This window comes from Aeromonas sp. 30P, from assembly GCF_051919805.1.
GTDB classification, from domain to species: Bacteria; Pseudomonadota; Gammaproteobacteria; order Enterobacterales; family Aeromonadaceae; genus Aeromonas; species Aeromonas veronii.
On sequence record NZ_JBQBEA010000001.1, the window covers coordinates 91,352 to 117,848 of the forward strand.

Consider the following 26,497-nt stretch of genomic DNA (forward strand, 5'->3'; position numbering starts at 1 on the left):
CGCTTTTTCAGTTGGATCTTGTATTGGCGTCCCTCTTGGCAGGCGGGGCGCCGTGAGTCTTGTTCTTTCGGGACGCTCAGTGCCGGTAGTGGCGTGCAATCAGGGCGATCAGGTGACGGGCCAGCGTCAGCTTGTCGGCCAGCGGCAGCGGGGTCTGGCCCCCTTGCCAGAACACGGTCAGGGCGTTGTCATCGGCGTTGAAGCCTTGCCCCTCGCGGGACACATCGTTGGCGGCGATCATGTCCAGCCGCTTACGCTGCAACTTGTCGAGGGCGTATTGTTCCACATCCACGGTTTCGGCGGCAAATCCGACGGTGAAGGGTTTGTCTGAAAGGGCGCCGACGGCCGCGATGATGTCGGGGTTTTTCACCAGCTTCACCACCATCTGGTCGTTGTCACCAGTCTTCTTGATCTTCTGGCTGGCGACCTGTTCGGGACGATAGTCGGCCACCGCGGCGCAGCCGATGAAGAGGTCGCACTCGCCGACCCGGCTCATCACCGCCTGATGCATCTGCTCGGCGCTCTCGACATCGATGCGGGTGACGCCAGCTGGTGTAGCCAGCGTTACCGGGCCGCTCACCAGCGTCACTTCGGCGCCCGCTTCACGGGCAGCGCGAGCGATAGCAAAGCCCATCTTGCCGGAGCTGTGGTTGCTGATGTATCGCACCGGATCCAGCGCCTCGCGGGTTGGCCCTGCGGTGAGCAGCAGCTTGACGCCTGCCAGCAAGGGCTCAGCGGCCAGCTGCTGACAGCAGCGATCCACCAGTTCGAGGGGGTCCAGCATCCGCCCCGGGCCCACATCGCCACAGGCCTGGCTGCCGGCATCCGGCCCCCACAGCAGAATGCCGCGGCTGGCCAGGGTCTTGAGGTTGGCCTGGGTGGCAGCGTTGAGATACATCTGCTGGTTCATGGCAGGTGCCAGCGCGATGGGCGCCGGAGTGGCCAGACAAAGGGTGGTCAGCAGTTCGTCGGCCATGCCTGCAGCCATCCGCGCCATCAGGTTGGCGCTGGCGGGGGCGATCAGTACCAGATCGGCCCACTTGGCCAGCTCGATATGGCCCATGCCCGCTTCGGCAGAGGGATCCAGCAGGCTGTAGGCCACCGGATGACCGGAGACCGCCTGCAGGGTCAGCGGGGTGATGAACTCCTTGGCGGAGCGGGTCATCACCACCCGCACTTCGGCACCCTGATCTTTCAGGCGGCGTACCAGCTCGGCACTCTTGTAGGCGGCGATCCCGCCACTGACACCCAACAGGATGCGTTTATCGGCCAATCTCATCTGCTGTTTCTCTATCCGGCTCATTCTGACTGGTCGGCTAAGATACCACAGGCAATGGATGACGACAGGGGTTGGCATCAAGGGGTGTGGTCGGGCGCGCGCAATTTTTTGCTATGTTTTTTCTCAACAGGGATGAGGAAGAGACAAATGAGCATCAAAGAGTGGCCGGAAGATGAACGCCCCAGAGAGAAGTTGCTGCGTCAGGGGCCCGCGGCGCTCTCCGATGCCGAGCTGCTCGCCATCTTTCTGCGCACCGGCGTCAATGGCCTGAGTGCAGTGGATCTTGCACGTAATCTATTGAATCAATTCGGCTCTTTGCGCAGCTTGCTGGGCGCGGATCAACGGGCATTCTGCGAGGCGCACGGCCTTGGCCCGGCCAAATATGCCCAGTTGCAGGCGGTGCTGGAGATGGCCAGACGCCATCTGGCCGAGCAGTTGCAACGGGGCGATGCCCTCACCTCGCCCCAGCTGACCCGCGACTATCTGCAGGCCCAGCTGCGGGATCGGCAGCGCGAGGTGTTTGCCCTGCTGCTGCTCGACAATCAGCACAGAGTCATTCAATTTGTTGAGCTTTTTTTCGGCACTATCGACTCGGCGAGCGTCTGGCCAAGAGAAATCGTGCAGATCGCGCTCAAACATAATGCAGCCGCGGTGATTCTGGCGCATAATCACCCGTCCGGCGTCGCCGAGCCCAGTAGGGCCGACCGCCAGATCACGGATCGGATCACGGCCGCTTTGGCCCTGATCGATATCAGAGTGCTGGATCACTTGGTGATCGGTGATGGCATCACGGTTTCTTTTGCCGAGCGCGGTTGGCTATAACTGTGCTCTGGCACCGTATTAGTTGATCTTTGATCACGGATGCTGTATAAAATGCCGCCTTCTGTTTGCCCCGCAATCGAAGGCCAGCGGGGCAGATATTTGCTCGAGCAATGAAGTAAGATTTGGAGAGACTGACATGTCTAGAGTATGCCAAGTAACCGGCAAGCGCCCGGCAGTTGGTAACAACCGTTCGCACGCTAACAACGCCACCAAGCGTCGTTTCCTGCCGAACCTGCACACTCACCGTTTCTGGGTTGAGAGTGAAAAACGCTTCGTAAGCCTGCGCGTATCCGCAAAAGGCATGCGTATCATCGACAAGCGTGGCGTTGAAGTGGTTCTGGCTGAACTGCGCGCCAGCGGTGTTAAGGTATAAGGAATTAGATCATGGCTAAAGGTATTCGCGAGAAAATTCGCCTGAACTCCAGCGCCGGTACTGGTCACTTCTATACCACTACCAAAAACAAGCGCACCATGCCCGAAAAAATGGAGATCAAAAAGTTTGATCCCGTTGTTCGTCAGCATGTGATCTACAAGGAAGGCAAAATCAAGTAATTACTTGATGCTGCATTCCCAAAAACCCGGCTTCGTGCCGGGTTTTTTATGCGCCGAATTCAGTACACTGCCGGTTCAAAGGGAGGCTTGCCATGTTCAAATTGAGCCGAAAAGGCTGGAATAACGTGATCATTGTGGTGGTGCTGATCGTGATCACCCTGTTGCATCGTATGGAGACTGCCCAGCAGGAGAACAGCGCCAAGCGGGCTCGCCCCTTGTTGCCGGATGCGGCCGTGGTGCTCACCTGGCAGGGGCCGAGCTGGCAGATTGAGCGGATTGGTCAGGGCTGGCGCAGCATGCCGGATCTGGGGCTCGACACGGCTCAGCTGGATGCCAGTCTGGCGCGCTGGCAGAGCTGGTTGCTGCCCCCCGGCGAGGTGGTGCGCGGCACCCCGGTGACCATCAAGGTGTGGATTGCCGGCCAGAGCGATCCGGTCGAGATCGGCCTCTATCAGAACAGCGGCCAGTATGGTGCCCAGCTGCCCTCCGGTCTCTGGCTCGCCCTCACTGCCGAGCAGTATCGCGATCTGCTGCGTCCTGCCCCCTGAGTTTCTTTTCCTTGCGAGGTGCCCATGCCCGAATTGCCAGAAGTTGAAGTCAGTCGTCAGGGGATCTCCCCCTGGCTCACCGGTATCAAGGTGACGCGTGTAGTGGTGCGGGATGGCCGCCTGCGCTGGCCGATCCCCAGTGAGATTCAGGAGCTGGTGGACCTCACCATCCATCGGGTGCGTCGCCGTGCCAAATACCTGCTGCTGGAGACCGATTTCGGCACCGCCATCCTTCATCTGGGGATGTCCGGCAGCCTGCGTGTACTGGATATCGGCACCCCGGCCGAGAAGCACGACCACGTGGATATCGAGCTGGAGAATGGCAAGTTGCTGCGGCTCAACGATCCGCGCCGCTTCGGCGCCCTGCTCTGGACTCGCGAACCGGCCGAAGCCCATGCGCTGCTCGCCAAGCTGGGGCCAGAGCCGCTCACCGATGCCTTCAGTGCTGATTACCTGCAGGGGCGCGCCAAGGGGCGCAGCACCGCCATCAAACAGTTCCTGATGGACAATCAGGTGGTGGTCGGGGTGGGCAACATCTACGCCAACGAGGCGCTCTATGCTGCCGGCATTCACCCCAAACGGGCGGCGGGCAATATCAGTGCCGAGCGGCTGGGAACCCTGGTGGCCGAGATCAAGCGGGTGTTGGCCGAGGCGATTCGCCAGGGCGGCACCACTCTGAAGGATTTCACCAGTGCCGACGGCAAGCCGGGCTATTTCGTGCAGCAGTTGCAGGTTTATGGCCGTGGCGGTCAGCCCTGTTTCCACTGTCACACCCTGCTGACCGAGACAAGAATGGGCCAGCGCACCACGGTTTTTTGCAGTCATTGCCAGCGCTGAGCGCACTTTTTGCCCCGATCCGGGGGAAGTTGTAACAGCGTATTTCCACTCTGTTGAAGATTTGCACAGCTGTCACTAGTATCCCGACCGTTCAGGCGGTTTGAGAATATAAAAATGACAGTTAAATCAATAGACTGGGAATATTTATCCCGGCAGGAGCGCTATTGCGCAAAATCCATGGCCCGCTTCCTCTACCCCGAGGGATGTGACCGGAAAACCTTCAATCGCGGCAAGTTCGTGCTGCGCAGCCTGCTCTATCGCAAGTCGCTGAGCCGGGTCTTCAGCCTGTTTCAGTGCGACTCGCTCAAGGCGCTGCCAGCTGTCTATCCCGAGCTGCTCGACAAGCCGATGCGTCCCTATCGCTTCGCCTGTGCCAGCGCCCGTCAACGTGCCGAGATGCTGGAAAATCACTATCGGTTGCTGCTGGAGTGCTACCCGCAGCTGATCGACCCCCTCTATCTGGGCGAGGGGATCGAACTTGGGCACTATCCCCAGAGCGGCTGCCGCATTCTGCTGCGCCACGATGGCACCTTCCGCCGCGAGGCCGAGCTGGCGCTATCTATCGTTAACGGGGATGGGCAGCGCCTCTACAGCTGCGCCTTTTCGCTGGCGGGCAGCGTGGATCGTTTGATTCTGATGATCGGCTCCATGCAGGGGCCGGAGCCTGCTGTCGACAATGCCCAGGATCGGGTGCGCGAGCTGACCAAAGAGGGGCACGGCCTGCGGCCCAAATCCCTGCTGGTACAATTGGTGCTGCAACTGGCGCAGGCCATGGGGGCGGCGGAGGTGCTGGCGGTGCGCAAGCGGGCCCATGTGTTTCAGGCCAAGCGCTACAGCAGCAAGCAGAAAGCCAATTTGCAGGCCGATTATGACGAGCTGTGGCTGGAGTTCGACGCCCGGGATGTGGATGCCAACTTCGTCGCCCTGCAAGCCCAGCCGCGCAAGCCGCTGGAGGAGATCGCCTCCAGGAAGCGGGCCATGTATCGGCGCCGCTACGAGTGGCTCGATCTGCTGGTGCAGGAGATGAATGAGCGGTTTGCCCGTCAGTAACCGGCAAGCAGGCTGACCTCTCCATAGCGAGAGAGATACAACAAGGGCTACCCGCGGGTAGCCCTTGTCGTTTCTGCCATCAGGGGAGGGATTAGCGCTGTTGCTGTTTGGCTGCGATGGCCTGCGCCACTACCGGGTCGACAAACTGGCGGATATCGCCACCGTGCAGCGCCACCTCTTTCACCAGAGTGGAGGAGATAAAGGAGTTCTCCTCCGCCGGGGTGAGGAAGACGCTTTCCAGCTCAGGCATCAGGCGGCGGTTCATGTTGGCCAGCTGGAACTCGTACTCGAAGTCGGAGACGGCGCGCAGGCCGCGGATCAGCACGTTGGCCTGATGCTCTTTGGCGAAATCGACCAGCAGGCCGGAGAAGCCCACCACTTTGACGTTGGGAAGCTGGCTGGTCACTTGCTGGACAAGCTGGACACGTTCTGCCAGATCGAACAGAGGTCGCTTGCTCGGGCTGTTGGCGACACCGACCACCACCTCGTCAAACAGCTTGGCGGCGCGGCCGATGAGATCGGCGTGGCCATTGGTAACGGGATCAAAAGTCCCGGGATAAATTACCCTGGTAGTCATCTTTGCGGTCCTGCAACCTGGAAATTTGGTCGCATTATAAGGTCGTCGCTTGAGAATAGCAGTGCATCAGGCAAGAATACGCCATCGCGCATCAAGCCTCCTTGCATTGGTGACAGGGAGCAAAGGGATTTTTTATGAAACGTATTCTGGTCGTTCGCAATGACAAGATTGGTGACTTCATGCTGGCGTGGCCTAGCTTCGCCATGCTCAAAGGCTCCATGGAGTGTCATGTGACTGCCCTGGTTCCGGCCTACACGGCGCCGCTGGCCCGGCTCTGCCCCTGGATTGACGAGGTGATCATCGATCCGGGCGTGCGAGCCGACAAGGAGCAACAGCGAGCGCTGCTGGCGCGGATCAAAGCGGCGGCGTTCGACGCGTCCATCTGCCTCTTCTCCAACTCCCGCAACGCCATGCTGGTGTGGAAGGCGCACATCCCTTACCGGCTGGCCCCGGCGACCAAGCTGGCGCAGGTGCTCTACAACCAGCGACTGGTGCAGCGTCGCTCCCGCTCCCAGAAACCGGAGTCCGAGTACAACCTGGAGCTGATCCGCCGCTTCCTGGCCGATCAGCAGGTGGCTGTGGTGGAGCCCAAGACCCCCTTCCTGCAGTTCGATGACGAGACCCTGCTACAGGTGCGCGAGCAGTTGGCACTCAAGCTCAAGCTCGATGCCAGCCGCCCCTGGCTGATGGTGCATGCCGGTAGCGGCGGTTCGGCCAACAATCTCTCCATCGAGCAGTATGCCCGCATCATCATCAAGCTCAATCAGGCCTGCCCCGAGCTGCAGTGCGTGCTGACCGCAGGCCCGGGCGAGGATAAGATGGCCGAACAGCTGGCGGCCGAGCTGCTCGCCCACGGCGGCAACGGCTGGATCTACCGCTCCAGCGATGGTCTGCCGATGTTCTGTCAGGTGCTGGCCAACGCAGCCCTGTTTATCGCCGGTAGTACCGGCCCGCTCCATATCGCCGGCGCGCTCGATGTGCCGACCATCGGTTTCTTCCCGATGCGCCGCTCCGCCACTCCGCTGCGCTGGAAGCCCCTCAACAGCGAAGGGCGTCACCTCGCCTTCAGCCCGCCGGAGGATAGCGACCATCCTGAGGATATGAGCCAGCTCGATCCCAAGACCATGGTGCCGGTGATGGCCCGCTGGGCGGCGCCTTTCTGGCGCAAATAACGTATGCAGCAATGTAAACAGGGCCCCGCGGGGCCCTGTTTCGTATGACGGTTATTCCGGCTGCTGCGGCTGCTGGCGCACCCAGAGGTCGGCGTATTTGACGAAGGTGGAGTGGGCGGAGAGGATCGCCAACAGCAGCCCCTGCTTGCCATCGAGGAAGCCTGCTTTGAGCAGGTACATCTTGAGGAAGCAGCCTACCGCGTGGATCAGCCCCTGACTGAGGGAGCCCTTCTTGCCGCGGGCGGTGCGCTGATCGGCCCAGGCGCGGGCATAACCGGCGGATTTCACCAGATAGTGCTCCAGATCCCGATAGGTGAAGTGGAGCAGGTCGCCATGAATATTGACGATCTTCATGTTGGCCCGCACTTCCACCTTTTCGTGCACCAGCGCCTCGTTGTAGCTGGTGAGTGCCTTGGGATAGAGGCGCAGCACCCGATCCGGATACCAGCCGCTGTGGCGGATAAAGCGGCCAAACACCCAGGAGAGGCGTGGGATCGAGTAGATGGTATCGCTGGCCGGATTGGCCATCACCTCGGTGATGGCGGTTTTCAGCTCGGGGGTGAGCTGCTCGTCGGCATCCAGCCACAGCACCCAGTCGGATTGCACGTGGGACTGGGCCAGCCGGCGCTGCTTGCCAAAGCCCGGCCACTTGGCGTTGACGAAGAAGCGGGCGCCAAATTCGGCGGCGATGGCCGGGGTCTCGTCCTGACTGCCGGAGTCCAGAATGACGATCTCGTCCACCAGTCCGTCGAGGGAGGCGAGGCACTTGCGCAGGTTGTCGGCTTCATTCTTGACGATCAGAACGGCAGCCAGAGTCGGTTTTTTCACGAATGTGGGCTCACGGTTATTGCCCGGCTGGCGGGTCGAATGCGTATTGATGGGCCATTCTAACGGAAAAACGGGCCAAAGAGAGAGCCGCCATTGCCCGTTTCTATCAGCTGTCTGCCTGTCTCGTCTCGTCCGGTTGGAAGAGGGGCACCGCTGGAAAAAAGGGGTGACGGCAGCGTCTGCCAAGGATCTTCTGTTATTTATCCAGTCATTCTTGGGGCATAATCTCGCCCAGTGATGATTAACAGCCGGGCCAGTCCCGAGAGAAGACGCGTGATGAAAATATTGGTGATCGGCCCCTCCTGGGTCGGCGATATGGTGATGTCCCAGAGTCTCTACAAGGCGATCAAGGCCAACCATCCGGAGTGCGAACTGCACGTGATGGCCCCCGCCTGGTGCTGCGCCCTGCTGGAGCGGATGCCGGAGGTGGACAAGGCGATCACCATGCCCCTTGGCCACGGTGACTTCAAGCTGGTGGCACGCCGCCGCCTCGGCAAGCAGCTGGCCGCCGAAAAATACGATCAGGCTATCGTCCAACCCAACTCCATGAAGTCGGCGCTGATCCCCTGGTTTGCCCGCATTCCGGTGCGTACCGGCTGGAAAGGGGAGCACCGCTTCGGCCTGCTCAACGATATGCGCAGCAACAAATCCGCCTTCCCGCTGATGGTGGAGGGCTATCTGGCGCTCGCTTATCCCAAGGCGCAGATGAAGAGCCGGGCCGATATTCCGACCATTCCGCACCCCTCTCTGCACGTCGATCTGGTCAACCAGAGCAAGGCGCTGGAGCGGCTGGGGCTGGATCGCGCTCGCCCGGTGCTGGTGCTCTGCCCCGGTGCCGAGTTTGGCCCGGCCAAGCGCTGGCCGGAGGGGCACTACGCCGTGGTGGCCCAACAGCATCTGGACGAGGGGTGGCAGGTGTGGATCTTCGGTTCCAACAAGGATGTACCGGTGGCCAACACCATCCGGGATCGGGTCAACCTGCTGACTCGCCCCAACTGCCACGTGCTGGCGGGCAAGACCAGTCTGCACGAGGCGATCGATCTGATGGCGCTGGCCGGCCGGGTCATCTCCAACGACTCCGGCCTGATGCACATCGCCGCCGCCCTCAACCGGCCGCTGGTGGGTGTCTATGGCTCCACTTCGCCGCTCTACACCCCGCCGCTGGCGGATCGGGTCGAGATCGTTCACACCGACATCGAGTGTCGCCCCTGCTTCAAGCGCACCTGCAAGTTCGGCCATCTCAAGTGCCTGATCGATCTGGCGCCGGAGCAGGTGGTCGATGCCTGCAAGAAGCTGGAGCAGAGTCAGTAAGATGCCCTATCGTCTGCTCTACAACCTGCTGATCCACCTGGGATTGCCTCTGGCACTGCTGGCCCTCTACAAGCCGAAGCGGGGCAAGCCCGGCTTTGGCAAGCGCTGGGCCGAGCATCTCGGGCGGCTGCCTGCCACCGGACAGGAGGCGCCGCTCTGGATCCATGCGGTGAGCGTGGGGGAGACGCTGGCCATCACGCCGCTCATTCGCGCCCTCAAGGCGGAGCGGCCCGATCTGCCGATCCTGCTCACCACCACCACCCGCACCGGCGCCGATCAGGCTGCCAAGCTGGGGGATCTGGTGATCCATCGCTATGCACCGCTCGACTACCCCTGGGCCATTGCCGCCTTTCTCGACACCTTCAAGCCGCGCGCGCTCTGGGTGATGGAGACCGAGTTATGGCCGAACTGGCTGGCCGCCTGCGAGGCGCGACACCTGCCGGTGACCATCATCAACGCCCGTCTTTCCGAGCGATCCTGCCAGCGTTATGCCCGCTTCCACGGTGCCTTCGATGCCCTGAGCCGGCCACTGACCCATCTGCTCTGCCAGCATCAGGATGACGCCGACCGCTTCGCCCGCCTCGGTATCGAGCGTTCGCGGCTGGCGGTGACCGGCTCCATCAAGTTCGATATCCAGTTTGGTGCCGAGGTGCAGGCAAAAGGGCGTGCCCTGCGCCAGCAACTGGGGGCGGATCGGCCGGTCTGGATCGCCGCCAGCACCCATCAGGGTGAGGATGAGCAGGTGCTGGCCGCTTTCGACCTGCTGCTCAAACGCCATCCCGATGCGCTGCTCATTCTGGTGCCGCGCCACCCCGAGCGGTTCGACCGGGTGGCCGAGCAGTGTGCCCCTTACGGCTGCGTGCGGCGCACTGATGGTGCTGCGGTGAGTGCGGAGGATAAGGTCTACCTCGGCGATACCATGGGCGAGCTGCCGCTGATGCTGGCGGCGGCCGATGTGGCCTTCGTCGGTGGCAGTCTGGTGAAGATTGGCGGTCACAACCTGCTGGAGCCGGCAGCCCTCGGCAAGCCCTGCCTGACGGGGCCCGCCTACTTCAACTTCAGCGACATCACTCGTCAGCTGGTGGCTCAGGGGGGCGCCGCCATCGTGGCCGATGCCGCCGAGCTGGGCGAGCGGGTGAGCCAGTTGTTTGCTGATGCAAGCGCCCGCCGCGAGATGGGGGAGCAGGCTCGCGCCGTGGTGCTGCGCAATCAGGGAGCGCTGGCGCGTACCCTCTCGCACTGCCTCACTGCGCTGGAGAACGACTGAGAGCCAGCCTTTCATACAGCCCGGCCATAAAAAAACGGAGCGCGATGCGCTCCGTTTTGTTTTTGGCGGTTGCCGGAATTAGCGAACGATCAGCCCCAGCAGGATGCCGACCACACCGAAGTCGGAGTCGCTGAAGGTGGTGTTGGCGAAACCGAGGTCGCCCAGCACTGGCAGCAGGAAGACCGGCAGAATGGTGAGCAGCAGCAGGCCGTTGGCGAAGGAGCCCAGAATGGCGCCGCGACGACCACCGGTGGCGTTGCCGAACACCCCGGCAGCGGCGCCAACGAAGAAGTGCGGTACCACGCCCGGGATGATGACGGTCAGGCCCATGGCGTAGAGCAGCGCCATCCCCAGCAGACCGGCGGCAAAGCTCGACAGGAAGCCGATCAGCACGGCGTTGGGGGCGTAGGGGAAGACGATGGGGCAGTCGAGAGCCGGCTTGGCGTTCGGCACCAGCTTGTCGGAGATCCCCTTGAAGGCCGGTACGATCTCGGCGATGACCATCCGCACACCCTGCAGGATGACGTAGACACCGGCGGCGAAGGTGATGGACTGCATCAGGGAGAACATGAACCAGTGCTTGCCCTTGGCGACGCTGGAGACAAACTCGGGGCCGGCGAAGGCGGAGGTCACCAGGAAGATGATGCCCATGGTGAAGGAGATGGCCACCGGGGTATCGCGCAGGAACAGCAAGCTCTTGGGTACCTGCACATCTTCGCAGCTGTGGGCCTTGTTGCCGAACTTGGCGCCGATCAGGGCGGAGAGCACGTAGGAGCAGGTGGAGAAGTGGCCCAGCGCCACGTCATCGGAGCCGGTGATCTGCTTCATGAAGGGGTGGGCGATGGCCGGGAAGAAGACCATGGCGACACCGACCACCAGACTGCCCACCGCGATCAGCGGCACGCCGCTCATACCGCCGGCAGAGAGATCACCGCCACCATCATCGACATGAACAGGGTGTGGTGACCGGTCAGGAAGATGAATTTCCACGGGGTCAGACGGGCGATCAGGATGTTCACCAGCATGGCGAAGAACATGATCATCGCCATCTCCTTGCCAAACGAGGTCTGGGCGATGGAGACGATGGCCTCGTTGTTGGGGACGACCCCCTTGATGCCGAAGGCGTGCTGGAAGATGACGGCAAAGTCACCCAGCGAGTTGATCACCAGGGTAGCACCGGCCCCCAGAATGACGAAACCCATGATGGTCTTGACCGTGCCCTTGATGCACTCGGTCACCGGTTTCTTCTGGGCAATCAGGCCGATAAGCGCGATCAGGCCGACCAGCACAGCGGGCTCGGACAGCACGTCAAACATCAGAAAGTTGAAAAATTCCATAGTCAGCTCCTGGCAATGGAAGATGCGGCCCGCAGGCCGCATGGAGGATCCTTAGAGGGCGCCCAGTTCGCGCAGGGCGATGGCGAGCTTCTCTTTCATTGCGGCCTTGTCGACCATGTTGTCGAGGGCCACCAGACGGCCGTTGACGCCCATGCTCTGTAACTGCTCGGCGATGTCGCGGGTGGCGACAAAGATCTCGGCGCTTTCACTACCGGCGGAGGCCAGATCGCGGTGATCCACCTCGGCGGTGACTGCCAGCTCTTTCAGGATGCTCTTGATGCTCATCTCCATCATCAGGCTGGTGCCCAGACCGTGACCGCATACAACCAGAATTTTCATTGTCTCTTCCTCTGTCAGGTGCGCCGTGGCGCAGATCAGTAGCGCGCCAGAATGCGCAGAATGTCGTCTTTGGTGTCGGCCGCGATAATGGCCGCCACGTCCTCTTCATTCATAAACAGCTCGGCCAGCTGGGCGATGGTCTCCACGTGGGAGTTGCTGTCGCTGGCGGCTAGGGTGATCAGCAGCTGGATCGGGTCGTTACCCTCGGAGTCGAAGTTGACCCCCTGCTTGATGACGGTCAGACCCAAACCAGCCGGTTGACTCCGTCCTCGGGGCGAGCGTGGGGCATCGCCAGACCGGGGCCCAGCACGTAGTAGGGGCCGAGCTCTTCATGAGAGCGAAACAGCGCCGCCACGTAGGAGGGCTCGATGGTGCCATTGGCCAGCAGGGGCGCCGTGGCCAGCTCGATGGCGTGGCGCCAGTCGCGGGCGGCGGGTTCGATGCGGATGACATCCTCGGTCAGCAGTTGAGTCAGCATGGTGGTGATCCGGCTAGTTATGATGGCGCCAATCTATCGATCTTGCGGTGGTGAAACTGTGAGGGTGATCGCGAAAGTTAGCGCTATCAGATAGCGCTAACATCAAACTGTGATAGCGCTATCACTTCACCCATTAACGGGAGTCATCCTGCCCTCATTGTGGGGGAAAGAGAGTAGAATCGGCCTTGAGCAAATGGTCAGTGGCGCTCTTTTGCCTTAAAGTGAGCAGCCGCAAGTCGAGGATGGGATGGATGTCAGAAGCAAAGAAGCGCCGTAGCACGGGTCGGGTGACCCTCAACGATGTGGCCCAGCTGGCCGGTGTGGGGGCCATGACGGTTTCCCGTGCCCTGCGCACGCCGGAGATGGTCTCCGACAGGATGCGCGAGCGCATCGAAGCTGCGGTGGAAGAGCTCGGCTATATCCCCAATCGGGCCGCCGGGGCGCTGGCCTCTGCGACTTCCCAGACCATCGTAGTGATCGTCCCGAGTCTGGCGGAAGCGGGCTGTGGCGAGATGATCGCTGGCCTGCAACAGACCCTGCTCGAGGAGGGTTACCAGATCATGCTGGGGGATGCCCAGCATCTGAAACAGCAGGAAGAGAGCCTGCTGACCAGCTTTTTGCAGCACAATCCGGCGGCGGTGGTGCTGTTTGGTGGCGATCCCGGCGAGACGATCCGTACTCGCCTGAAAGCTGCCCGTTTGCCAGTGGTTGAGGTGGGTGCCATGGCCCGCAGTCCCATCGACATGAATGTGGGAGTCTCCAACTTCGATGCCGGTTATCAGCTCACCCACCACCTTATCGAGCGGGGCTACCGCAATATCGGTTTCCTCTGTGCCCGTCAGGAGCAGTGGATGCTGCAACAGCGTATGCAGGGCTGGCAGAAGGCGCTGCTCGACAACTACCTCTCCCCCGATGCCATCATCAACACCTCGGAGCGGCCCAGCTTCAGCACCGGTGCCACCATGCTGGGTGAATTTCTGCTGCGCTGGCCCGAGCTGGACGCGCTGATCTGCGTCAACGACGAACTGGCGGCCGGGGTACTGTTCGAGTGCCAGCGTCGCCATTTGAATGTGCCGGGCAAACTCGCCATCGCCGGATTTGACGATCTGGATGTGGCGCGCGCCTGTTATCCGACCCTTACTTCGGTCAGGATCCCCTATCGCAAAATGGGGCAGGAGGCTGCCGAGCTGATCCTGCGCCAACTGGCCGGGGAGCCCGTGATGGGCACTGCGCTGGCTCTCGATTTTCAACTGCAAAAGCGCCAAAGCAGCTGATCCCCGTTTCACACGTCATCAAAGAGGCAACCATGTTCAAGGCTCTGTTACTGGAAAACCAAGACGGCAAGACTGTTCCGACTCTGACCCGGCTGGCCGAGAGCCAGTTGCCGGAAGGTGAAGTGCGGGTTGCGGTCGCTTACAGCTCCATCAACTACAAGGACGGGCTGGCCATCACCGGCAAGGGCAAGATTGTGCACCAGTGGCCGCTGGTGCCCGGTATCGACTTTGCCGGTACCGTGCTCGAATCTGCCGACAGCCGCTATCAGCCCGGTGACAAGGTGGTGCTGACCGGTTGGGGCGTGGGCGAAGGCCACTGGGGCGGCATGGCCGAACAGGCGCGGGTCAAGGGGGACTGGCTGGTGCCGTTGCCCGCCGGGCTGGATGAGCGCCAGGCAATGTGCATCGGTACCGCCGGTCTCACCGCCATGCTCTGCGTGCTGGCGCTGGAAGAGGCGGGCATTACTCCCGAAAGCGGCGAGGTGCTGGTCACCGGCGCCTGGCGGCGTGGGCTCCACCTCGGTTGCCCTGCTGGCAGCCCTTGGCTATCAGGTGGCAGCGCTGACCGGTCGGCCCGAAGAGCAGGGCGCCATGCTCACTGCGCTGGGTGCCAGCCGCATCGTGCCGCGCAGCGAGCTGCTGGTGCCTGCCAAACCGCTGGAGAAGCAGCTGTGGGCCGGTGCCATCGATACCGTCGGCAGTCAGGTGCTGGCCAAGCTGCTGGCCCAGATGAACTATGGCGGCGCCGTGGCGGCCTGTGGGTTGGCGGGCGGCTTTGATCTGCCTACCAGTGTGATGCCCTTTATCCTGCGCAATGTGCGGTTGCAGGGGGTCGATTCGGTGATGTGCCCGTTTGAACGTCGTCAACTGGCATGGCAGCGACTGGCACGGGATCTGCCTGCCAGCTTCTTTGAACAGGCGGTCACCGAGATTGGGCTGGAGCAGGTAGTGGAGGCCGCCGAGGCCATCACGCAAGGCCAGATCGCAGGTCGCACCCTGGTCAAACTTTGAACTCTCTCTGACTGGCGAGCCCGACAATTCCGGATAAAATTGGAGTGCGGGTGAACTATCCAAGGAGAGTGAAGATGGGTGGACACAAGCCGGATTACGACTCCTCTGATGATGATTGGGAGCCGGATTCCTGGGAAGAAGAGCTGGATCAGTGGGAAGATGAAAGCTGGCAAGATGATGACACTTTCGATGACCAGTGAACCACGGCATTGAACGAACAGGCGGGCTTTGGGCCCGCCTGATTTTTTTGCCGCGCTCACATGGCTGAGCGTTCGTCCTTGGTCAGGGGCGGGGCGCTGGGTAGAATGAACTGCCCAAATGACGCTCAAGGATGACTATGCGACTCACCATCATATTGTTGGCTGCCCTGCTGGGTGGCTGTGTCTCCAACGATGATCCCTGCGAGAAGGTGTGGAGTGAGGTGGGGGAGGCGGATGGCAAGCTGGGCTTCACCACCGAGCGGATCGAGTTCCATCAGGGCCAGTGTGGCAAGAAGGTGGATGCCGAACTGTGGAAGCAGGGACATCAGAAGGGATTGGCATGGTATTGCCGCCCCGAGCACCTCTATCTGGCTGGCCGCTCAGGCGAGGAGTATCGCGGCGTTTGCCCGAATGATACCCAGGCGCGCAGATTGTTCGAACAGGGACGTCAGGGGTGGACCGATCAATAACACCGTGACAGGGAGGGGCGTTACTCCTCTTTCAAACGCAGCGGCTGGCAGAGGTAACCCTTGTCATTGGCACTGCGGGCGCACTTGCTGCAGACAAACTTGGGTTTGCGGACTATCTTGCGCAACGCCTTGAGATCGGTGGGGATCTCGTGACGGCGCCATTCACACAGGGTTTTGCTGCCCATAACGACTACCTCTACGACTTGACAGCCGTATTGTAATCGATTTTCATTTCGAATAAACCGGCAAAGCTCGCTTATTGGCCGATATGCCAATAAGCGATTGTTTCGGGATGGATTACTGGTAGAGGAACTTGGTGAAGATAAGCTCGCGCACCGCTTTCTTGCCGGTCTCTTTCACCAGCAATTCGTTGACGGTTGTCTCGCACTCCTTGCGCAGCTCTTCTCTGTTGGTCAGGGACTTCACTTGATCGGCATTTTTGCTGCCAATCAGACGGATGATGGCATCGCGGATCAGCGGGTCATGCTGCTCCAGCAGCTTGAGATCGGCTTCGTTTTCCGCCATCAGCTCTACCGTGACCCGGATATAACCGAGGGTTTTGCTATCACTCAGGTAGTTGGTGATGATGTCGGGATCGAGCGCATGGTAGGAGAAACCGGGCTTGGCGGCCCCCTCTGCGCCCTCGGCGGGCGGCTCATCTTCAGCCAGAGCTTGCTGCTGCAGGGCGCCACAGCTCAGTAACAACACCAGCAGAATTTTGAAGATCTTCATATAGATGGCTCATCAGCAGGAGATAACCCATTTTTGATGTTGCCATCGGGGCCGTCAAGCACGGATGTTCTTACATTTCGCTATTGATTTACGGATAATAAACCGGATTTTAACCTGAACACGGAAATCTCTGGATGGTGAAGCTGTGAAGTCCGAGTTGACTGTTCCCCTTACGCCGTTAAGCGGGTGGCTGGCCCCCGAATGTTGCGAATTGCCCGCCAGCTTGCGCCCCTGGCTGCTGGAGCCCGGCTCCATGACCCGGCGTCTGCGTCAGTACAATCGCCACTTTTCGGTGGAGTGGCTGGGCAATCACCCGATCGCCCTTACTGCCGATGAGCAGTGGCTGGTGGATTCGGCCTCGCCGGCCGGTACCTGCCGCGAGGTGATCCTGCATGGGGATCGTGGGCCCGCCGTGCTGGGCTGGACCCTGTTTGCCGATGACGCACTGCAAGGGAGCGGCATTGCCGAGCTTGGCGAGCAGCCGCTGGGTGAGCGGGTATTTGGCCATGAGCCTGCCCGCCGCGATCATCTGCAGCTGGCCCGTTTCGATATTGCCGCCAATCCCCGTTGCCCGGCCGCCACTGTCTGGGGGCGTCGTTCCCGTCTGTTTCTGGGGCAGTGGCCACTGCTGGTGCACGAGCTGTTTCTGCCCTCTCTCGTCTGTGACAAGGAGCTGGAGTGAATCTGTTAACCAAGGAGCGGGGACTTGCCTACATGCAGTTGGCCCGCGTCGACAAACCCATAGGCACTCTGCTGCTGCTGTGGCCAACCCTGTGGGCGCTCTGGCTGGCCGCTGGTGGCCTGCCCAATCTCTGGGTGCTGACCGTGTTTGTGGTCGGGGTCTTTCTGATGCGCTCGGCAGGGTGCGTCATCAACGACTATGCGGATCGCAACTTCGATGGCCACGTCAAACGCACCGCCGGTCGCCCCTTGCCTACGGGTAGGGTCAAGCCGTGGGAGGTGCTGGCGCTCTTCTTCGTGCTGGCGCTTATCTCGTTTGGTCTGGTGCTGACCATGAATCCGCTCACCATCGGCCTGTCGTTTGTCGCCCTGCTGCTGGCGGTGAGCTACCCCTTCATGAAGCGTTTTATCTCCAACCCCCAGCTGGTGCTCGGGATGGCCTTCTCCTGGTCTATCCCGATGGCCTATGCGGCGCAGGCGGATGCCCTGCCGCTGGTGGCCTGGTTGCTCTTCTTTGCCAACCTGCTCTGGACCGTGGCTTACGACACCCAGTACGCCATGGTGGATCGGGATGACGACCTCAAGATCGGCCTCAAATCCAGCGCCATCCTGTTTGGTCGTTACGACAAACGGATCATCGGCGCATTGCAACTCTCGACTCTGCTGCTGCTGCTGGCGGTCGGGCAACTGATGACGCTGGGGGGCTGGTATTACTGGGGATTGCTGGGAGCGGCGGTGCTGTTTGTCTATCAGCAGCGGCTCATTCGCGAGCGGCAGCGGGAAGCCTGCTTCCAGGCGTTTCTCAACAACAACTATGTGGGGGCGCTGGTGTTTGCCGGTCTGGTGCTCGATTACCTGCTGGCGTGATTGCGCCCCGAGTAAAACTGGATAAAAAGAAGGCCGCATGATGCGGCCTTCTTTGTTTGCGTTGCAGGTCAGAGCTGATTGCCTGCCTGAATGGTGCGGCGGATCTTGTTGCTCAGCAGCGGCACTATATTGTCGGCCAGCGCCTGGAAGCGGCCGAGATCCGGCTTGCACTCTGGGGAGAGGTAACCCTCCTTGCGCAGCGTGTGGATCAGGGTGCTGAACAGCTTCTGGTCGAAGAACTCGGGGGCGTTGATGCCGTGCAGGGTGCCGAGGCGCTCTGCCATCATCAGGCCGTCCGCCTCCAGCTGCTCCGCCTCGATATGAGGCTGTGCCAGCACCCGGGTCAGCACGATGGCGTAGCGTTGCAGGGTCTCCTGAATGCTCTCCGCCAGCAGCAGCAGGCGCATCTGGTTGGCCGGATTGACCCAGTAGCCGTCATCACGGGTCTCGATCAGTTGCTGAGTCTGCAGGGCATCGAGCAGGCTGTCGACCAGCGCCGGCAGATCCTCCTCTTCATAACGCAGGAACAGCTCGGTCTTGAGCAGCGGATAGATGTCGATGCAGCGGGCCATGATCTCGCTGCGGGAGATCCCCTCGCACCGTTCGATCAGTGCCGCCACCAGAGAGGGCATGGCGAACAGGTGGAGGATGTTGTTGCGGTAGTAGGTCAGCAGGATCGCCTGATAGCGGTCCAGACTGATGATCTGCCCCAGCTTGTCCTCGCTCACCTCGAACTTGTTGAGCTCCATCGCCTGATCCAGCAGGGTCTTGGCATCCTCATCCGGAATGGTGCTCTGCGGGCTGTAAGGCACCGCTTTGAGCAGATCCAGATAGGTGTTGAGCTGGGCCTGCAACTCGTCGCGGGTCAGGGCGTGGCGCTCGGCGGCCAGCAGCGCCAGCGCGCTCAGGGTCAGGCCGTTGACCGCGGCCGCGCCGTTGATGCGGGTCATCAGCAGTTCGGCCAGATTGTTGACGGTGCCCGCCATCCACTCCGGACGCTCCTCTTCCCCGATGTGCTTTTTCCAGTCGGGGATATGTTCGCTCAGGTAGCTGTTGAGGGTCAGCGGTTCGCCGAAGTTGACGAAGCCACGGCCGTAGTTACGCAGCTTGCGCAGGATGCCGAGCACCTGCAGGAAGCTCTCTTTCTCCTTGCGGCTACCTTTGAGCTCGTTGTGGTAGGTGTTCACCTCCATCACGTGCTCGTAACCCAGATAGACCGGCACCAGAGTGACCGGCCTGTCCAGTCCACGCATCATCGCTTGCAGGGTCATCGCCAGCATGCCGGTCTTGGGCGGCAGCAGGCGACCGGTACGGGAGCGACCGCCTTCGGTGAAGAACTCCACCGAGTAACCCTTGGCAAACAGCAGGTTGAGGTATTCCCGGAATACCGTGCTGTAGAGCGGGTTGCCCTTGAAGGTGCGGCGAATGAAGAAGGCGCCGCCGTGGCGGAAAATCGGGCCCGCCGGCCAGAAGTTGAGGTTGATGCCTGCCGCGATATGGGGCGGCACCATCCCCTGGTGGTAGATGACGTAGGAGAGCAGCAGGTAGTCCATGTGGCTGCGGTGGCAGGGGACGTAGACGATCTCGTGCCCTTCCTGCGCCAGCTGGCGCACCTTCTCGGCGCCATTGACCGACAAACCGCGGTAGAGCTTGTTCCACAGCCAGCCGAGGAAGCTCTCGCCCAGGCGGATCAGCCGGTAGGAGAAGTTGGAGGCGATCTCGTCCATGTAGCCATGGGCACGCTTTTGCGCCTTCTCGAGGCTGATCCCTTCGCGCTGGGCCTCCTCTTCAATCGCCTGCTGGATCACCGCGGAATCGAGCAACTGCTTGAACAGCAGATTGCGGTTCGGCAGTTTCGGGCCGGTAGCGGCCAGCTGCTGGCGGCTGAAGTGGGTACGGGCCACTCGCGCCAGCTTGTGGGCGATCGCCTCGTCGGTGCCGTGCTTGTCGGCCATGTAGCGCAGGGAGAGCGGCGGCGAGAAGCGCACCAGATTTTCGCGACCCTTGAGGATCACGATAAGTGCCTTCTTCAGCCGGTTCGGTGCCAGGCTGCTGATGATGTTGAGGCCGGAGGCTTCTTCCCCTTCCCGACCCGGAGCGCGGCCCCAGAACAGGGTGACGGGCACCACCTGGATATCCAGTGCGGGATCCTGCTTGTGCAGATCCAGCAGCTGGTGGAACTCCTGCAGGAAGGGGAGCGGTTTGCTGCGTTTGCCAAACAGGGGAGGCGGACGATCCAGACAGACATAGCGCGGCAGCAGCTGGCCGTTGAGCTCCAGCGGCGTGAAGGGGCCGGGCAGACCGAGATCCTCGCAGCACTGCTGCAGGGTCATCAGGTCGGTGATCGAACTGGTTTTCAGGGCATAGACGATGGGTCTGGCTGGATCCAGATTGAGTTCTGTGATGGGATTTTCCGGCAGGCTCTTGTGATTGACCAAGCCGCTGACCGGCCATTGCAAGATGGCTCTGGAAATCTTCTGTCCTAGGGACATGTGCGTCTGCTCTCCAAAAAAATGCGGCGTGAGCATAGCAAATCGACAGCCCCTTGTCGCCGAGAGGTACGATGAGTCGGCTGCGCAGGATCAAAACAGCAGTAAATGAGGGGTTGGTTGCGACAAATGTCAGCTGCGCCTTGCCTTGGCCACTGCACTGTATATACTGCCAGTGTGCTGTATAAAAAGACAGGTGCTAATTCTATGAAACCCCTTACCCCCCGCCAGGCCGAAGTGCTGGAGCTGATCAAGGTGAACATGAGCGAGACCGGCATGCCGCCGACTCGTGCCGAGATTGCCCAGAAGCTTGGTTTCAAGTCGGCCAATGCGGCCGAAGAACATCTGAAGGCCCTGGCCAAAAAAGGGGTCATCGAGATCATGCCGGGCACGTCCCGCGGCATTCGCCTGTTGCTCGAAGAGGAAGAGGTGCTGGAAGAGAGCGGCTTGCCGCTCATCGGCAAGGTGGCCGCCGGTGAACCCATCCTGGCTCAGGAGCATATCGAGAGCCACTATCAGGTGGATCCTGCCCTGTTCCACCCGCGCGCAGATTTTCTGCTGCGGGTGCAAGGGATGAGCATGAAGAACATCGGCATTCTGGATGGCGATCTGCTGGCGGTGCACAAGACCCAGGAGGTGCGCAACGGTCAGGTAGTGGTCGCCCGTCTCGATGAGGATGTCACCGTCAAGCGCTTCCAGCGCAAGGGCAGTCAGGTATGGCTGCTGCCGGAGAATGAAGAGCTCTCCCCCATCGAGGTGGACCTCTCCTGCCAGCAGCTCACCATCGAAGGACTGGCTGTCGGGGTGATCCGCAACGCCGACTGGATGTAATCATCCCCGCCAACTGCGTTTGCCACACGGCCTCCTTCGGGAGGCTGTGCTGTTTCTGGCGCACTTTCCCTGTCATATCAAACAGATCATCGGCGGCGGCATTTTTGTCCTGCGCGACCGGCTACCAATCATCCATTTCAGATATATGCTCAGATCAGTGCCCTGTCGCCGAGACAGGGCTTGGCACCTCCCTCTGACCATCACAATGCGTCGGTACGGGAGGGCCGGTAACAACGAGAATCGGGCAGTACACCTTCACGGGATATGAAGGGGGAGTGGGGAGATCCCGAGCCTTGTCAGGCAAAGGGGACTACTTGTAATGGTTGCAGATAGTCGTGACGGGCCTGTTCCCAGTTCAGGCCGACGAAGCAACATGACCTGTCGGTCAAGGAGGACTGGTATGGCATCAAGATCGCCATGGGATTCAGAGGCTGGGGCTGCGCCAGCGGAATCGTCAATCACCCGTTTCGTCAAAGGTAGCCGGATGACCTGGTTTTACGGTCTCTGGCTGCACCATCGTGGTTCGCACTGGACGCTCTGGCTGGGATGCCCGAAAGAGAAGGTGGTGCGTCTGGTGCTGCTGTTCAAACGGGGTCACGGTGATCGCCAGGGGGAAGAGGGCTGGCTGGCCCCCGTGATTCCCATCGGCGTGCGGGCCATCGGCAAGATGTTGCAGCAGGGGCGTAACGCTCGCCCCTGAGCAGAAGAGACAAACAAATCCATCCATAACCGGCACCCGAGGGGGCCGGTTTTTTTATGGCTGAAATTGGCGATTAATTATGCCAAATGGTCGACTCCTGACAGGGCGTTGCACAAGGTTGAACCACCTTGGCGGCTCGCTGGGGTACAATGCACCCCTCTTGTCCGGTCACTGCTGGCCATCTGCCTCGAACTGAAAGGGTCTCTTGTTATGATGAAGCTCCGCTATCCCCTGCTCTTTCTGCTGCTGACAGCCTGCCTGATCCTGGTGTTCTACGCCACGCAGCCAGAGCAGCCGGAACAGGCCGACTACTATCCAGCGGGGCGGGACATCAATGATTTCGCTTTTACCGATGCGGACAACCAGCCGTTCACCCCTGCCAACCTGAAGGGGCACTGGACCTTCCTGTTTGTCGGCTACACCTTCTGCCCCGATATCTGCCCCACCACCCTGGCAGATATGCGCTCCGTCTATGACCAGCTGAAGAAAATGGCGCCCGACAGTCAGGTGGTGTTTATCTCGGCGGATCCCCAGCGTGACGACATTCCACGCCTCAAGACCTATACCGCCTTCTTCAATCCCGAGTTCAAGGCGGCCACTGCCCCCCACGACAAGTTGTTCCCGTTCGTGCGCAATCTGGGGCTGATCTACTCCATCGCCAATCAGGGGGAGAAGGATTACCTGATCGATCACTCCGCCTCCATCGTGCTCATCAATCCCAAGGGCAAGCTGCAGGCGGTATTCCGCCCGCAGGTGGCACCGGGTCAGGTGCCCCGGGTGCAGATGGCCACCATGCTCTCTGACTTCGCCCGCATCCTGAAGTTGGCAGGTCACTGAGCGTGACCCCAGCTGTTGCCCCCTGGTGGCGAGATCCCTCTCGCCACCGCGCTGTCTTTGCGCTCGCCCTGCCCATGGTTTTCTCCAATATCACCACCCCCTTGTTGGGGCTGGTGGACACCTGGGTGATCGGTCATCTCGGTCAGGCCTGGTTTCTGGGGGGCGTCTCGGTCGGTGCGACCCTGATCAACCTCATTTTCTGGTTGCTCGGTTTTTTGCGGATGTCGACCACCGGGCTGACGGCGCAGGCGCACGGCGCCGCCGACGGTCGTGCCCAGCTCGATACCCTGCTGCGGGCGCTGGGGCTGGCCATTGCTCTTGGTCTGGCGCTGCTGTTGTTGCTCTTCCCCCTGTTGCCACGACTGATCGTCCTGAGTGGCGGCTCGCCCGAGGTGCAGCTTTATGCGGGCCAATATGTGGCGGTGCGGATCTGGAGCGCCCCGGCGGCGCTCTGCAATCTGGTGGTCATGGGCTGGCTGTTGGGGATGCAGGATGCCCGCAGCCCCATGGTGATGCTGATCCTCACCAATCTGGTCAATATGGCGCTCGATGCCCTGTTTGTGCTGGGGCTCGGCTGGCAGGTGCGGGGTGTGGCGGCGGCCTCGGTCATGGCGGACTACTGCGCGCTGGCAGTCGGTATCTGGCTGGTACGCCGTCAACTGCGGCAACTGGCACCGACGGTGTGGCAGGATGGTTGGCAGCGCTGGCGGCAGCTTGCGCCCATGGTGCGGTTGCTCGGCCTCAACCGCGATATCTTCCTGCGCTCCCTCTGTTTGCAGCTCTGTTTCGTCTTCATGACTCTGCAAGGGGCACGACTGGGGGATGTGGCGGTGGCCGCCAATGCGGTGCTGCTCAACTTCCTGATGCTTATCTCCTACGGACTCGATGGTTTTGCCTATGCGGTGGAGGCCATGGTAGGACGAGCCATCGGTCAGCGGGATCGGCAGAAACTGCAGGAGGCCATCGTGCTCAATCTGGGCTGGGCCGCCCTCATTGCCAGTGGTTTTACCCTGGTGTTTGCCCTCTTCGGTGCCCACCTTATCGGCTATATCACCGATATTCCGGCCGTGGTGGCGGAGGCTCATCGTCAGCTTCCCTGGCTGATCGCCATGCCCTTGCTGGCGGTCTGGTGTTTCCTGCTGGATGGCGTATTCATCGGGGCGACCCGGGCGCGGGAGATGCGCAACAGCATGTTGCTGGCCGCGTTTGGCGGCTTCTTCCCGATCTGGTGGCTCTGTCAGTCGTGGGGCGTGGCCGCGTTATGGGCAGCGATGGCGGCGCTGATGGTGGGGCGAGGTCTGTCGCTGGGGGTTACTTGCTGGCGGCTGGAGCGCAGCGGGCATCTGCTCGACGCCCGCCACTGATCATCGGTGGCGCTTACATGGCACCGTCGTAGCCGAGCTGGCGCCAGCTCTCGTAGACAAAGACAGACACCGCGTTGGAGAGGTTCATGCTGCGGCTCTGGGGCACCATAGGGATGCGCAGCCGTTGCTCGAATGGCAGACTCTCGATGATCTCGATGGGCAGGCCGCGACTCTCCGGGCCAAACAGCAGGGCGTCGCCAAGGGCATATTGTACTGCCGAGTGCGCGGTGCGGCCCTTGGTGGTGCAGGCAAACACCCGCTTGGGCGCGACGGCAGCCAGAAAGGCCTCATAGCTCGGCCAGCGCTTCACCTCGGCAAACTCGTGATAGTCGAGTCCCGCCCGCTTTACCCGCTTGTCATCCCACTCAAACCCCAGTGGCTCGATCAGATGGAGCCGGTAACCGGTATTGGCGCAGAGCCGGATGATATTGCCGGTGTTGGGCGGAATTTCCGGCTGGTAGAGGACGATATCGAGCATGACGAGCTCCTGCAAAGAGGTGTAAAGCCAAGAAGGGGCGCCAGCATACCCAGCGCCCGTCCGGATGAAAAGGATCAGGCGATGGGCAAGCGGATGGTGATGGTCAGCCCGGTCGGGTGATTGTTGCTGGCCGCAATGGTGCCGCCGTGGCGCTGGATCGCCTCCGAGGCGATGGCCAGCCCCAGCCCGGTGCCGCCAGTCTTGGCGTTGCGGGCATCATCGACCCGGAAAAAGGGCTGGAACAGCAGCGCCTGCTGCTCGTCTGGCACCCCGGGGCCGTCATCTCGAATGGTCATCACCCACTCCTGCCCCTCCCGATACCAGTCCACCTTGATGAACTCGCGGGCATATTTGAGGGCGTTGCGCAGGGGGTTCTCCACCGCCCGGGCCAGCAGCTCGGGCCACATCTGGATCGACTCTGCGGGCAGTGGCGGCAGTCTGAGCTGTTTGCCGCTCTGGTTTGCCTCGAACATGGCATCTTCGAGGATGGGCTCCAGCAGGTCGGCCAGCGGGTGCACCACCGGTGCCTCTACATGCTGCTGTACCCGCGACAGATCCAGCAGATCGCCGATCAGCTTGTCCAGCCGTCCGATCTCCGATTCGATCCGCGCCAGCTCGGCGCTGTCACCCTGCTTGCGGCGGATCAGCGCCTGCGCCAGTTGCATCCGGGTGAGGGGACTGCGCAGCTCGTGGGAGATATCGGAGAGCAGCTGTTTCTGCTTCTGGATCATGCTCTTGAGCGTCTCTACCATGCGGCTGACGTTGTCCGCCAGCTGGCCGATCTCGTCACCCCGTCCCAGGTTGGGGATCTGTACCTCCAGATTGCCAGCCGCCAGTTGGGAGACCGATTTCTGCAACTGCAGGATGGGGCGGGTCAGCCGCCAGGCGAGCAGCAGACAGAGCGGGGTGCTGACCAGCATCGAGATGCCCAGAATGCGGATCGGGTGATCCAGCACCTGAATAAACAGGAACAGGTAGGGGTTCTCGGCATTGAGGCCGAAATAGACGTGATAGCGATGGCCGTGGTGCTCCATCAGGAAGGGGCCGGCGATCGCCTTGCGATCCTCGTTGCCCAGCATGGGATTGGCCGGGTCATCGGCATCCACCATAAAGCGCACCACGAACTTGCGCGGATGGGTGGTGGACTGGATCTGCCCCTTCTCGTCGCGCAGGTAGACGTTGTCCACCGGCAGCATGGCGATCTTGTCCATTGCCTTGGCCAGATCGAAATCCTGATCCGGCTCGGCAGCGTTGAGCAGGGCCTGTACGTTGTTCTGCATCCGCGCCACTTCATGGGTCGGCAGCGGGATCTGGTTGCGGGGATCCAGGGTCGGCAGGCTGATCACGGCGGCCAGCATCACCAGCAGCATGAACCAGAACCAGAGGAAGATGTGGGTCGAGATCCCGTTGAGGGAGTTGATGCGCTCTATTCTTGCTCTAGCCACAGGTAACCGCGCCCCCGTACGGTTTTGAAGCGGGGCTGGCCATCGGTGCGGTCCGGCAGCTTCTTGCGCAGGTTGCTCAGGTGCATGTCGATGGCCCGATCGAAGGGTTCCAGCTTCTTGCCCAGCACCTGCTCGGAGAGGTGGCTCTTGCTGACGATCTGGCCGGGATTGCGCAGCAGGCACTCCAGCAGCCCGAATTCGGTGGCGGTCAGCTCCAGCAGTTGTTCGCCGCAGCGGGCCTGCTGCAGGCCGGGTTGCAGCACGATATCCATGAAGTGCACTTCGTCGGAGGAACTGCCGCGCTGGGGCGGGGCGCTCTGGGTACGGCGCAGGATGGCGCGAACCCGGGCCAGCAGCTCCCTGTCATCGAACGGCTTGGCCAGATAGTCGTCGGCACCCGCTTCCAGACCGTTAACCCGATCCTGGCTGTCACCGCGGGCGGTCAGCATCAGCACCGGGGTGTCGTGGGTCTTGCGCAGCTTGGTCAGCATGGCAAAGCCGTTGAGCTTGGGCATCATCACGTCCAGCAGCACCAGATCGAAGCTCTGCTCCGCCAGCCGTTGCAGCCCCTCTTCACCATCCTCGGCGACCGTGACCTGAAATCCCTCCAGGGTCAGAATTTCGGTGAGCAGTTGGGTCAATTCAAGATCGTCGTCGACCAGGAGTATTCTGTTCATCTGGTGTTATTCCGCAGATTTTCGCGCCAAACTGACGCCGGGGT

General features: G+C 61.3%; 28 protein-coding genes and 3 pseudogenes. 19 read left to right on the plus strand and 12 right to left on the minus strand.

Annotated features, from left to right (window positions below; genetic code table 11):
• Positions 1–76: 76 nt before the first annotated feature.
• Positions 77–1,279: a bifunctional phosphopantothenoylcysteine decarboxylase/phosphopantothenate--cysteine ligase CoaBC gene (coaBC, locus tag ACTG2B_RS00405; RefSeq protein ID WP_279488677.1), complete on the minus strand. Its 1,203-nt coding sequence runs from the start codon at positions 1,277–1,279 to the stop codon at positions 77–79.
• A 147-nt stretch (positions 1,280–1,426) separates the two neighbouring features.
• Here coaBC and radC point away from each other — a divergent pair, with 147 nt between their 5' ends.
• From radC to ACTG2B_RS00435, 6 genes are all read left to right on the plus strand, one after another.
• On the plus strand, positions 1,427–2,101 hold the full coding sequence (gene radC, locus ACTG2B_RS00410; RefSeq protein ID WP_439995013.1) for a RadC family protein: 675 nt from the start codon (positions 1,427–1,429) through the stop codon (positions 2,099–2,101).
• 136 nt (positions 2,102–2,237) lie between these two features.
• Positions 2,238–2,474, plus strand: coding sequence for a 50S ribosomal protein L28 (rpmB, locus tag ACTG2B_RS00415; RefSeq protein ID WP_005307492.1), 237 nt, complete (start codon positions 2,238–2,240; stop codon positions 2,472–2,474).
• A gap of 11 nt (positions 2,475–2,485) precedes the next feature.
• Positions 2,486–2,653, plus strand: a complete 168-nt coding sequence (gene rpmG, locus ACTG2B_RS00420; RefSeq protein ID WP_005307500.1) for a 50S ribosomal protein L33 — start codon at positions 2,486–2,488, stop codon at positions 2,651–2,653.
• A gap of 92 nt (positions 2,654–2,745) precedes the next feature.
• Positions 2,746–3,201 (plus strand): hypothetical protein, encoded by a 456-nt coding sequence (locus ACTG2B_RS00425; RefSeq protein WP_439995014.1) that lies wholly within the window; start codon positions 2,746–2,748, stop codon positions 3,199–3,201.
• Positions 3,202–3,225: 24 nt separating this feature from the next.
• A complete protein-coding gene (mutM, locus tag ACTG2B_RS00430; RefSeq protein ID WP_335878136.1) occupies positions 3,226–4,038 on the plus strand; it encodes a bifunctional DNA-formamidopyrimidine glycosylase/DNA-(apurinic or apyrimidinic site) lyase in 813 nt (270 codons plus the stop codon).
• A gap of 114 nt (positions 4,039–4,152) precedes the next feature.
• A complete protein-coding gene (locus ACTG2B_RS00435) occupies positions 4,153–5,088 on the plus strand; it encodes a VirK/YbjX family protein (RefSeq protein WP_234915956.1) in 936 nt (311 codons plus the stop codon).
• A gap of 91 nt (positions 5,089–5,179) precedes the next feature.
• On the opposite strand, the gene coaD is transcribed toward ACTG2B_RS00435, so the two are convergent.
• A complete protein-coding gene (gene coaD / locus ACTG2B_RS00440) occupies positions 5,180–5,665 on the minus strand; it encodes a pantetheine-phosphate adenylyltransferase (protein WP_019446530.1) in 486 nt (161 codons plus the stop codon).
• Between the two features lie 134 nt (positions 5,666–5,799).
• On the opposite strand from coaD, the gene ACTG2B_RS00445 reads away from it, so the two are divergent.
• A complete protein-coding gene (locus ACTG2B_RS00445) occupies positions 5,800–6,837 on the plus strand; it encodes a glycosyltransferase family 9 protein (RefSeq protein ID WP_439995015.1) in 1,038 nt (345 codons plus the stop codon).
• Between the two features lie 51 nt (positions 6,838–6,888).
• Here the strand turns inward: ACTG2B_RS00445 and ACTG2B_RS00450 are convergent, their stop codons facing one another.
• Positions 6,889–7,665, minus strand: coding sequence for a glycosyltransferase family 2 protein (locus tag ACTG2B_RS00450; RefSeq protein ID WP_439995016.1), 777 nt, complete (start codon positions 7,663–7,665; stop codon positions 6,889–6,891).
• A gap of 276 nt (positions 7,666–7,941) precedes the next feature.
• On the opposite strand from ACTG2B_RS00450, the gene waaF reads away from it, so the two are divergent.
• On the plus strand, positions 7,942–8,976 hold the full coding sequence (waaF, locus tag ACTG2B_RS00455) for a lipopolysaccharide heptosyltransferase II (protein ID WP_088868148.1): 1,035 nt from the start codon (positions 7,942–7,944) through the stop codon (positions 8,974–8,976).
• 1 nt (position 8,977) lies between these two features.
• A complete protein-coding gene (gene waaA, locus ACTG2B_RS00460; RefSeq protein WP_439995017.1) occupies positions 8,978–10,243 on the plus strand; it encodes a lipid IV(A) 3-deoxy-D-manno-octulosonic acid transferase in 1,266 nt (421 codons plus the stop codon).
• A 78-nt stretch (positions 10,244–10,321) separates the two neighbouring features.
• On the opposite strand, the pseudogene ACTG2B_RS00465 reads toward waaA, so the two are convergent.
• The 3 genes and pseudogenes from ACTG2B_RS00465 to ACTG2B_RS00475 form a co-directional block, all read right to left on the minus strand.
• A pseudogene (locus ACTG2B_RS00465) lies at positions 10,322–11,580 on the minus strand (PTS ascorbate transporter subunit IIC).
• 51 nt (positions 11,581–11,631) lie between these two features.
• Positions 11,632–11,919, minus strand: coding sequence for a PTS sugar transporter subunit IIB (locus ACTG2B_RS00470; protein WP_257687725.1), 288 nt, complete (start codon positions 11,917–11,919; stop codon positions 11,632–11,634).
• Positions 11,920–11,954: 35 nt separating this feature from the next.
• Positions 11,955–12,397: pseudogene (locus ACTG2B_RS00475) on the minus strand (PTS sugar transporter subunit IIA).
• A gap of 251 nt (positions 12,398–12,648) precedes the next feature.
• Between ACTG2B_RS00475 and ACTG2B_RS00480 the strand changes: the two are divergent.
• From ACTG2B_RS00480 to ACTG2B_RS00495, 4 genes and pseudogenes are all read left to right on the plus strand, one after another.
• Entirely contained in the window at positions 12,649–13,671 is a 1,023-nt protein-coding gene (locus tag ACTG2B_RS00480) for a LacI family DNA-binding transcriptional regulator (RefSeq protein ID WP_270820803.1), read from the plus strand.
• 32 nt (positions 13,672–13,703) lie between these two features.
• Positions 13,704–14,682 (plus strand): annotated as a pseudogene (gene acuI / locus ACTG2B_RS00485) (acrylyl-CoA reductase (NADPH)).
• A gap of 74 nt (positions 14,683–14,756) precedes the next feature.
• On the plus strand, positions 14,757–14,882 hold the full coding sequence (locus ACTG2B_RS00490) for a hypothetical protein (protein WP_005339521.1): 126 nt from the start codon (positions 14,757–14,759) through the stop codon (positions 14,880–14,882).
• Positions 14,883–15,019: 137 nt separating this feature from the next.
• Positions 15,020–15,352 (plus strand): DUF2799 domain-containing protein, encoded by a 333-nt coding sequence (locus tag ACTG2B_RS00495; protein ID WP_005339523.1) that lies wholly within the window; start codon positions 15,020–15,022, stop codon positions 15,350–15,352.
• Positions 15,353–15,372: 20 nt separating this feature from the next.
• Here the strand turns inward: ACTG2B_RS00495 and ACTG2B_RS00500 are convergent, their stop codons facing one another.
• Together ACTG2B_RS00500 and ACTG2B_RS00505 are read right to left on the minus strand one after the other, a co-directional pair.
• On the minus strand, positions 15,373–15,537 hold the full coding sequence (locus ACTG2B_RS00500) for a hypothetical protein (RefSeq protein ID WP_005339525.1): 165 nt from the start codon (positions 15,535–15,537) through the stop codon (positions 15,373–15,375).
• A 112-nt stretch (positions 15,538–15,649) separates the two neighbouring features.
• The gene (locus ACTG2B_RS00505; protein WP_005339527.1) at positions 15,650–16,084 is read right to left on the minus strand and encodes a flagellar basal body-associated protein FliL; all 435 of its coding nucleotides are present in this window, start codon (positions 16,082–16,084) and stop codon (positions 15,650–15,652) included.
• A 145-nt stretch (positions 16,085–16,229) separates the two neighbouring features.
• Here ACTG2B_RS00505 and ACTG2B_RS00510 point away from each other — a divergent pair, with 145 nt between their 5' ends.
• Together ACTG2B_RS00510 and ubiA are read left to right on the plus strand one after the other, a co-directional pair.
• Positions 16,230–16,766 (plus strand): chorismate--pyruvate lyase family protein, encoded by a 537-nt coding sequence (locus tag ACTG2B_RS00510; protein ID WP_201910838.1) that lies wholly within the window; start codon positions 16,230–16,232, stop codon positions 16,764–16,766.
• Complete coding sequence (ubiA, locus tag ACTG2B_RS00515; protein ID WP_005339536.1) at positions 16,763–17,632, plus strand: 4-hydroxybenzoate octaprenyltransferase; 870 nt, start codon at positions 16,763–16,765, stop codon at positions 17,630–17,632. Before ACTG2B_RS00510 ends, ubiA begins: the two co-directional genes overlap by 4 nt.
• Positions 17,633–17,700: 68 nt before the next feature.
• On the opposite strand, the gene plsB is transcribed toward ubiA, so the two are convergent.
• A complete protein-coding gene (gene plsB, locus ACTG2B_RS00520) occupies positions 17,701–20,124 on the minus strand; it encodes a glycerol-3-phosphate 1-O-acyltransferase PlsB (protein ID WP_160881285.1) in 2,424 nt (807 codons plus the stop codon).
• Positions 20,125–20,328: 204 nt separating this feature from the next.
• On the opposite strand from plsB, the gene lexA reads away from it, so the two are divergent.
• From lexA to dinF, 4 genes are all read left to right on the plus strand, one after another.
• On the plus strand, positions 20,329–20,952 hold the full coding sequence (lexA, locus tag ACTG2B_RS00525) for a transcriptional repressor LexA (RefSeq protein WP_005339540.1): 624 nt from the start codon (positions 20,329–20,331) through the stop codon (positions 20,950–20,952).
• A 484-nt stretch (positions 20,953–21,436) separates the two neighbouring features.
• Entirely contained in the window at positions 21,437–21,652 is a 216-nt protein-coding gene (locus ACTG2B_RS00530; protein WP_019446524.1) for a hypothetical protein, read from the plus strand.
• Positions 21,653–21,862: 210 nt separating this feature from the next.
• Positions 21,863–22,489, plus strand: coding sequence for an SCO family protein (locus tag ACTG2B_RS00535; RefSeq protein WP_005339543.1), 627 nt, complete (start codon positions 21,863–21,865; stop codon positions 22,487–22,489).
• Between the two features lie 2 nt (positions 22,490–22,491).
• Positions 22,492–23,853 carry an MATE family efflux transporter DinF gene (gene dinF / locus ACTG2B_RS00540; protein ID WP_439995018.1) on the plus strand — a complete coding sequence of 454 codons (1,362 nt, stop codon included), beginning with the start codon at positions 22,492–22,494 and terminating at the stop codon, positions 23,851–23,853.
• A gap of 13 nt (positions 23,854–23,866) precedes the next feature.
• On the opposite strand, the gene trmL is transcribed toward dinF, so the two are convergent.
• From trmL to ACTG2B_RS00555, 3 genes are all read right to left on the minus strand, one after another.
• Positions 23,867–24,331: a tRNA (uridine(34)/cytosine(34)/5-carboxymethylaminomethyluridine(34)-2'-O)-methyltransferase TrmL gene (gene trmL / locus ACTG2B_RS00545; RefSeq protein WP_259584412.1), complete on the minus strand. Its 465-nt coding sequence runs from the start codon at positions 24,329–24,331 to the stop codon at positions 23,867–23,869.
• A 74-nt stretch (positions 24,332–24,405) separates the two neighbouring features.
• Positions 24,406–25,776 (minus strand): ATP-binding protein, encoded by a 1,371-nt coding sequence (locus ACTG2B_RS00550; protein WP_005339547.1) that lies wholly within the window; start codon positions 25,774–25,776, stop codon positions 24,406–24,408.
• Entirely contained in the window at positions 25,758–26,453 is a 696-nt protein-coding gene (locus ACTG2B_RS00555) for a response regulator (RefSeq protein WP_040069396.1), read from the minus strand. The genes ACTG2B_RS00550 and ACTG2B_RS00555 overlap by 19 nt, the downstream gene beginning before the upstream one ends.
• Positions 26,454–26,497: the final 44 nt, after the last annotated feature.